The sequence below is a fragment of the Kocuria sp. ZOR0020 genome, assembly GCF_000800955.1.
GTDB lineage: Bacteria > Actinomycetota > Actinomycetes > Actinomycetales > Micrococcaceae > Kocuria > Kocuria subflava.
Map to the genome: position 1 here is coordinate 1 of NZ_JROX01000059.1, position 7,427 is coordinate 7,427.

General features: G+C 64.5%; 7 protein-coding genes. 2 read left to right on the forward strand and 5 right to left on the reverse strand.

Translation table 11 applies throughout. The annotated features are described in order from the left end of the window. Positions 1-119 precede the first annotated feature (119 nt). A complete protein-coding gene (locus L979_RS04195; protein WP_052209466.1) occupies positions 120-527 on the reverse strand; it encodes a phage holin family protein in 408 nt (135 codons plus the stop codon). Positions 528-795: 268 nt separating this feature from the next. Between L979_RS04195 and L979_RS04200 the strand changes: the two genes are divergently transcribed. Then, positions 796-3,018 (forward strand): NADP-dependent isocitrate dehydrogenase, encoded by a 2,223-nt coding sequence (locus tag L979_RS04200; RefSeq protein ID WP_047689614.1) that lies wholly within the window; start codon positions 796-798, stop codon positions 3,016-3,018. Between the two features lie 104 nt (positions 3,019-3,122). Here the strand turns inward: L979_RS04200 and L979_RS04205 are convergent, their stop codons facing one another. The 4 genes from L979_RS04205 to L979_RS14385 all read right to left on the reverse strand — a co-directional run bounded on the left by L979_RS04205 (position 3,123) and on the right by L979_RS14385 (position 6,748). Further along, the gene (locus tag L979_RS04205) at positions 3,123-3,578 is read right to left on the reverse strand and encodes a VOC family protein (RefSeq protein WP_052209467.1); all 456 of its coding nucleotides are present in this window, start codon (positions 3,576-3,578) and stop codon (positions 3,123-3,125) included. A 75-nt stretch (positions 3,579-3,653) separates the two neighbouring features. After that, complete coding sequence (locus tag L979_RS04210) at positions 3,654-4,667, reverse strand: diacylglycerol kinase family protein (protein ID WP_047689617.1); 1,014 nt, start codon at positions 4,665-4,667, stop codon at positions 3,654-3,656. A gap of 75 nt (positions 4,668-4,742) precedes the next feature. Further along, positions 4,743-5,354 carry a lipopolysaccharide assembly LapA domain-containing protein gene (locus tag L979_RS04215; RefSeq protein WP_156125380.1) on the reverse strand — a complete coding sequence of 204 codons (612 nt, stop codon included), beginning with the start codon at positions 5,352-5,354 and terminating at the stop codon, positions 4,743-4,745. A 128-nt stretch (positions 5,355-5,482) separates the two neighbouring features. After that, entirely contained in the window at positions 5,483-6,748 is a 1,266-nt protein-coding gene (locus L979_RS14385; protein ID WP_052209468.1) for a patatin-like phospholipase family protein, read from the reverse strand. Positions 6,749-6,927: 179 nt separating this feature from the next. On the opposite strand from L979_RS14385, the gene L979_RS04225 reads away from it, so the two are divergent. Further along, positions 6,928-7,427, forward strand: a 500-nt coding sequence (locus tag L979_RS04225) for a metallophosphoesterase (protein ID WP_047689620.1), incomplete at its 3' end; no start/stop codon positions are given.

Genomic DNA, 7,427 nt, shown 5'->3' on the forward strand with positions numbered 1-7,427 from the left:
ATCCTGGCCCATCAGCGCTGATGGGCCAGGATTCTGTCCACTCAACTCGTGCAGCGAGCAGATTGGCCGTTGGACGACGACGGGTGGCCGGGCGCCTTCGTCGTCCAACGCACTGAATCTCAGCGGTAGCGCTCAACTGTCCCGGAGGCAGCGGGGCGGCGGCGGTCGGGTTCGAAGATCCCCAGAACCAAGCTGACCAGTGAAATCACCAGGGACCCCAGTACCGCAGCTGGCCAGAAACCATCCACATGCCAGGCACCGCCGAACCAGCTCATGATTCCCGATGCCGCCAGCAGCATGATCGCGTTGATCACAATCAGGAACAGGCCGAACGTGAGCACCACCAGGCAACCCGTGAGCACGGTCAGAAGGGGTTTGACCACTGCGTTCAGTGCACCCAGCACGGCTGCTACGGCAACAATCGCCAGCACCTGGGCACCAACGCTGCTGTCCGTGATGTAGATGCCGGGCACCAAGAACGTGGCAGCGGCAACTGCCAAGGCATTGACCAACCATCGCCAGATCACGCGGGCCTCCTCAAGAATTCGGGTCACCGGGAGTCGAACAACGACTCCCGGTGGATTGGGTATGCCACCCACTGTGCACCATCACCCTGGATGAAGGGGTGGTGGCAGCCCCTCGGAGACCGGGGACAACGGGTCACACGGTGCCATCTGAGGCGCCGGTCAGGGCCAGATCGGGTAAGTTTGACCCGGATCGCATCCTAAACGTCACCGGTGTGTCAACGCATCGGCGCAGGACGCATGACGTCGCACACGAGGGAGTATCGACTCAATGCCCAAGATCATCTGGACCAAGACTGACGAAGCCCCGTTGATGGCCACCTACTCGTTCAAGCCGATCGTGGAGGCCTTTGCCACCGCTGCCGGCGTCGAGGTGGAGACCCGGGACATTTCGCTGGCTGGTCGCATCATCGCCCAGTTCCCGGAGCGCCTTTCCGAGGAGCAGCGCATTGCAGATGCCCTGTCCGAACTGGGTGAGCTGGCCAAGACTCCCGAAGCCAACATTGTCAAGCTGCCCAACATCTCCGCCTCCGTTCCGCAGCTGAAGGCTGCCGTGAAGGAACTGCAGTCCCAGGGCTACGACCTCCCGGACTACCCGGAGGACCCCCAGTCGGATGAGGAGCGCGATGTCCGCGCCCGCTACGACAAGGTCAAGGGTTCAGCCGTGAACCCTGTCCTGCGTGAAGGCAACTCGGACCGCCGCGCCCCCAAGGCCGTGAAGAACTACGCCCGGAAGAACGCGCACCGCATGGGTGCGTGGAGCTCGGAGTCCAAGACCAACGTGGCCACCATGGGTGTGGACGATTTCCGCGCCAACGAGTCCTCCGTGGTCATCCCCGCCGATGACACCCTGCAGATCCGCCTGCGTGAAGAGGGCGGGCAGACCACAGTGCTCAAGGAATCCATTCCCGTCCTGGCCGGTGAGGTGGTGGATGCCACCTTCATGTCCGCGCGTGCCCTGGATGCCTTCCTGGCCGAGCAGGTGGCTCGCGCCAAGGAGGAAGGTGTGCTGTTCTCCGTGCACCTGAAGGCCACCATGATGAAGGTCTCCGACCCCATCATCTTCGGCCACGTGGTCAAGGCATTCTTCCCGGAGGTCTTTGATCAGTACGGTGTGCAGCTGGCCGCCGCAGGCCTGTCCCCCAACGACGGCTTGGGTGCGATTCTCTCCGGCCTGGACGCCCTGAACGACGACGACGCCGCTGCCGTGCGCGCCGGGATTGAAAAGGGCCTGGCAGAAGGCCCCGCCCTGGCCTACGTGAACTCCCACAAGGGCATCACCAACCTTCACGTGCCCTCTGACGTGATTGTGGACGCCTCCATGCCGTCCATGATCCGTACCTCCGGTCACATGTGGTCCAAGGACGACACCGAGGAAGACACCCTGGCCGTGCTGCCGGACTCCTCCTATGCCGGTGTCTACCAGGCCGTGATCGAGGACTGCCGCGCCAATGGTGCCTACGACCCCACCACCATGGGCACCGTGCCCAACGTGGGGCTCATGGCCCAGAAGGCCGAGGAGTACGGCTCCCACGACAAAACCTTTGAAATCCCCGCAAACGGCGTGGTTGAGGTGGTCAACAGCGCTGACGAGGTTCTGCTCTCCCACAACGTGGAGGCCGGGGACATCTGGCGGGCCTGCCAGACCAAGGACGCCCCCATCAAGGACTGGGTCCAGCTGGCTGTGCGCCGCTCCCGCGAGTCCGGCATGCCGGCCGTGTTCTGGCTGGACGAGTCCCGCGCTCACGACCGCAACCTGATCGAGAAGGTCAACACCTACTTGGCGGACGAGGACACGGACGGTCTGGACATCCGCATCCTCTCCCCCGTGGAAGCCACCAAGCTCTCCGTGGAGCGCATCCGCCGTGGCGAGGACACCATCTCCGTGACCGGAAACGTGCTGCGTGACTACCTGACGGACCTGTTCCCCATCCTGGAACTGGGCACCTCCGCCAAGATGCTCTCGATCGTGCCCCTGATGAACGGCGGTGGCCTGTTCGAGACCGGTGCGGGCGGCTCCGCTCCCAAGCACGTCCAGCAGCTGGTTGAGGAGAACCACCTGCGCTGGGACTCCCTGGGTGAGTTCCTGGCCCTGGCTGCTTCCTTCGAGCACCTGGCTTCCCGGTACGACAACCCCCGGGCACAGGTCCTGGCCGATGCCTTGGATGCTGCCACCGGCCGCTTCCTGGACGAGAACAAATCCCCGTCCCGCAAGGCCGGGGAGATCGACAACCGCGGTTCGCACTTCTACCTGGCCCTGTACTGGGCCCAGGAGTTGGCCAACCAGACCGACGACGCCGAACTGGCTGCCGCGTTCAAGGACGTGGCAGCATCCCTGACAGAGAACGAGCAGGTCATCGCCGATGAACTGCTGGCTGTTCAGGGCACCCCGGCGGAGATCGGCGGTTACTACCAGCCGGTTGACCAGCAGGCCTTTGCCGTCATGCGGCCCTCGGCCACCTTCAACTCCGTGATCGACGGCATGAAGGGCTGAGACCCGCTCCAGATCAGGTCACGCTGATTCAACGATGACGCCCCGGTCGGATGGATTCTTTCCATCTGAGCGGGGCGTCGTCGTTGTGGTGCGCCTTGAGGGTCTCAGGCGGGATCTGCGGCGGCTTCCACGGTGTCACCCTCCGGGTTCATCCGCACTGAGATCTGCCAGTTGACGCCGAACCGGTCCGCGCACCAGCCAAAGCGCTCACTGAACGGGTATTCGCCGAGTTCCATGAGGACCTGGCCACCCTCGGCCAGCACGGTCCATGCGTGGTCCACTTCCTCAGCGGAGTCGCATTCGACGGTGTAGGAGTGTGCGGGGCTGAAACCGAACTCGTGTGGGAAGGCGCTGTCCATCACTCGCACGGGGACACCGGCAATCACGGCTTCCGCCTGCATGACCGTGCCGGGTGTTTCCTGGCCGGCGCCTTCCTCCCAACGGTTGATCCACCCCAGAGCCGAGTTGGGGAAGGCCCGGATCCACAGGTCCAGGGCAGCTTCAGCCTGCCCGTGCTGCTGGTTGGCGAACATCAAAGTGGGGGTCATGCTGGCGCTCACGCGTACTCCTGACAGTGGATGTTCCGGGACCGGCCCGGTTTCTCCCCGCAGACTAGCGCGTGGACTTGTCGGTTTTCACGGCGTGGGGTTCGGTCTGGGTCCCGGGCTCGGTCTGGGCCGGGGTGGCTGCGCTGCCGCCACGTACAGGCTTCCGGGATCCACCCAGACCTCCAGCGCCCGAGTTGCACCCAGGGAATCACCGTCAAGTTGCAATGCTGCGGGGGTGTGGGTCTTCACCTGCACCCGGTGCACGGTGCGGTAGGTCAGTGCGCGGGCTGAGCGGGGACGACGGCGCAGACCGTGGACGGCCAGGTCCACCCAGTCCCGCGAGTTCCGTGGTTCGGTGCGCAACATTTCAAGGGTTCCATTGTGCGGATCCGCACCGGGGAACACCGTGATGCCCGCGGGAATGCGGGCGGTGTTTCCCCACAGCAGGGACCATGCGGCCAGGGATTGTGCCGCATCACCGTCCACGGCAACCCGGAAGTTTTGCCTCGGCGCATTCAACAGGTCAGCTCCGTTGCGCAGGTAGGCCAACCATCCCCACCGTTGTTTGGTGGACTCGGACGTGGCCGCCACCGCCACGGCATCCATGCCCAGACCAGCGGCGGCCAGGAACGCCTGCTCACGGAATTCCCCGCCCGCGGGGAGATCACCGGACGGTCCGGACTTGGTGGAGGTTGCCGGGTGGAAGCGCACCCGACCGACGTCGTGCGCACGCAAGGGTGCGCGCAGGCCCGCTTCCAGGTCACGTTCCAGGGCTGCCAGGTCCCCAGGTCGACGACGTTTCAGCCCTACGTTCATGGCAAACAGGTTGGCGGTGCCCGTGGGCATGATGACCAGGCCGGTGGTCGTTTTGGCCACGCCACCCGCCACTTGGCGCACTGTGCCGTCGCCACCGGCCACAACCACACGATCCGCACCCTGCTCCACGGCCCACCTGGCTTGGGAGAAACCCGGCTCCTGGACGGTGGTGTGCACAACGTCCACCACGGAAAACCCCGCCCGGGCGCACACGCTGTGGAGAACATTTTGGATCTCCACGGCATGACGCCGGGCGGGGTTGATGACTGCCACCACGGTACTCACCAGGTGCTCAGCGCTCCCCCGAACATTGCCCGTAACGTTGCCCGGTCTTGGGAGCAGACGGCGTGTGGTGAAGCATCAGCGCAGGGTGCGCTTGATGGATTCGCGTTCCTTCTCCAGCTTGTGCAAACGGCGGGACACCACGATCAAGCGAATGGAACCCACCATGGCCATGATCAGCGCACCGGCAATGGCCGCCAACAACATGGCAACGCCCAGGGGCAGCGTGAACTCCCAGGCCATGTAGGCAATCAGGACGTCGTTCATGTTCTGCAGGACAAACACCAGCAGAAGGATCAGGATGATCAGACCGATGATCAGCGCCACCCAGGTGGCACCGGTGGCACCACCCTTGGCACGCCCATCCAGCTTGGGGTCCAGCTCCGGCTGAGCCTCACGATGGCCCCGATTCTCGCGGGGGGCCCGCTGAGCCGGTTCTGCATCACGACGCGCCGGCTGCTGAGGCTCGGCGGGTGCCGGTTGCGCCGGAGCTTGCTGCGCGGGCTGCTGCTGCACGGGTTGTCCCTGCTGCGGCGCAGCGTGCTGCTGACCTTGGTTCTGGAACTGGCCCTGGCTCTGCGCCCGGCCTTGGTGCTGCGGCTGACCTTGGTCCTGGCCCACGGGCTGCTGAGCCGCCGGGTCCTGCCACGGAGTGGCATCCGGGCTGTTGGGGGAAGGGTTCTGGGACATCACGGCCTCCGTTGACGGTGCGTCGGGTGGTTCAGGTGCTCAGTCCGATCTCAGCAAGAGTGTGGTGTGGCCTGGCTGGATACAACCGAACAACAGTGTGCTTCATGATCAGATTACATTCCCGGGGATCACAATCCAGCGCGGTCGAAAGCATCCACGGCCAATCGTCGACCCACCGCAGTGACCTCATCAGCCCGGTCGAAATCAAACGTGGCGCATACATCCGAGGGAACAGAGACCAGGACGTCCGGCGGCTGCACAGCCAATCGAGGCAACTCGATGGCTGTCTGCATGACCTCCAAGGCGGACACCATCATGTCCACCGTGGAGAGGTCCTTGGGCAGCGCTTCAAAGGCACTGGACCACTCCGGCACCGGCTTGGCCGCACCCCACGAGCCAGGACGGCGGGTTTCGCGGGATGTGGAGTCGTCGTCGTGTTTGCGGGTTCGCCACAGTGCCGAGGACTCCTTCCACGGCTGTGCCACCCGCTCACGCCACCGCGCGGCAAGCCCGGCGGACATGGAGCCCCCGGTGTACGACGACAGCGGAGTTCCCCCTGGCAGCGTGAGAACGTCCTGCTCAAGGCCACCGTCCGTGCCTGATGGCTCTGTCTGGGTTTGGGTGTCCGCTGTTTCGGCAGTCTCGGTCAGGGAAGTCGCAGCTTCCGCCGCCGCCACCCCGGCACTGGCCACGTTGACGGCTGCAGTTCTGGCCATGTCCCCCACGGCAGTCGCCTCCTGCGAGGTGGTGGCTTGAGGATGGCCCTCCGTCTGCTCGCGGCGATCCTGGCTGGTGGGGCCCTGTTCTGTGTGCAGGCCGGTGTCCATGCTCTGTTGCCCAAGCCCCGGACGGTTGCGGCCGAACAAGGACACCGCCACGGTGGCTTCCGAGATGAAATGGGAGGAAGCGTCCACGGGCAACGGGTTGAGGATCCCGCCGTCTGCCAGCAACCGGCCGCGGTAAACCACAGGAGTGATGGCAGTGGGGATGGCGATTGAGGCTCTGATGGCTGTCAGAAGAGGACCGTCATGGAACCAGACCTCCCGGCGATTGGTCAGATCCGTTGCCACCGCGGTGTAGGGAATGGGGAGGTCCTCGATCCGGACATCACCGATCAGCTCATGCAGTCTGTCCATGAGCCGGTCCGACTTGAACAAACCGGGCCCGCTGACGGAAAGGTCTGCGTACCGGAAGACCTCACTGCGTTTCAGGGGCCTGACGAATTCGCGGAACTCCTCCAAGGCACCGGCAGCGTACATGCCACCCACCAGCGCACCCATGGAGCAGCCAGAAATGGAAACGATCTCATGGCCTCGGACCGTGAGTTCATCAATCACGCCCATGTGGGCGTAACCGCGCGCTCCCCCGGACCCAAGGACCAATGCAATCTTCACGATGTCCCTCCTTGTTGGACGTCACGGCTCTGATTCACCAGTCTGACATCAGTCTCTGACAGCGCAAGGAACGCGCCAGATGCTCGCCAACGGTGCCGTGCTTGTGTTGTCCGAGCCGCCGCATAGGCTCAAGAGCACCGGCACGGCTCAGAGTCGGGTGCATTGATCAGGAGGTAACCGTGGTCCGCTTCATTCACACCAGTGACTGGCAGCTGGGCATGACCCGCCACTACCTGGACGCAGATGCACAGGCCCGGTTCACAGGGGACCGTATCCGCACTGTTCGCAGCATCTTGGAGCTGGCTCGCCGCCGTGAGTGCGCGTTCGTGGTGGTGGCTGGGGATGTTTTTGAGCATCCCAACCTGGGGCGGCAGGACATTGGACGCGCTCTGGAGGCCATGGGATCCCAGGACATTCCGGTGTATCTCCTGCCCGGCAACCATGACCCTCTGGGCACGGGATCGCTCTGGAGCTCGCCCGCCGTGGCTGACCGGTTGCCCACCAACGTGACCGTACTGGACCGAACCGGCATCTGGCCCGTGTCTGACGGGGTGGAACTGGTGGCAGCCCCGTGGCACTCCAAGCGCCCGGACGCGGACCCGGTTGCCGGTTGTCTGGACGGGCTGAGGCCACATGACACCGTACGGATCGTGGTGGGCCACGGCATGTTGGAGGAACT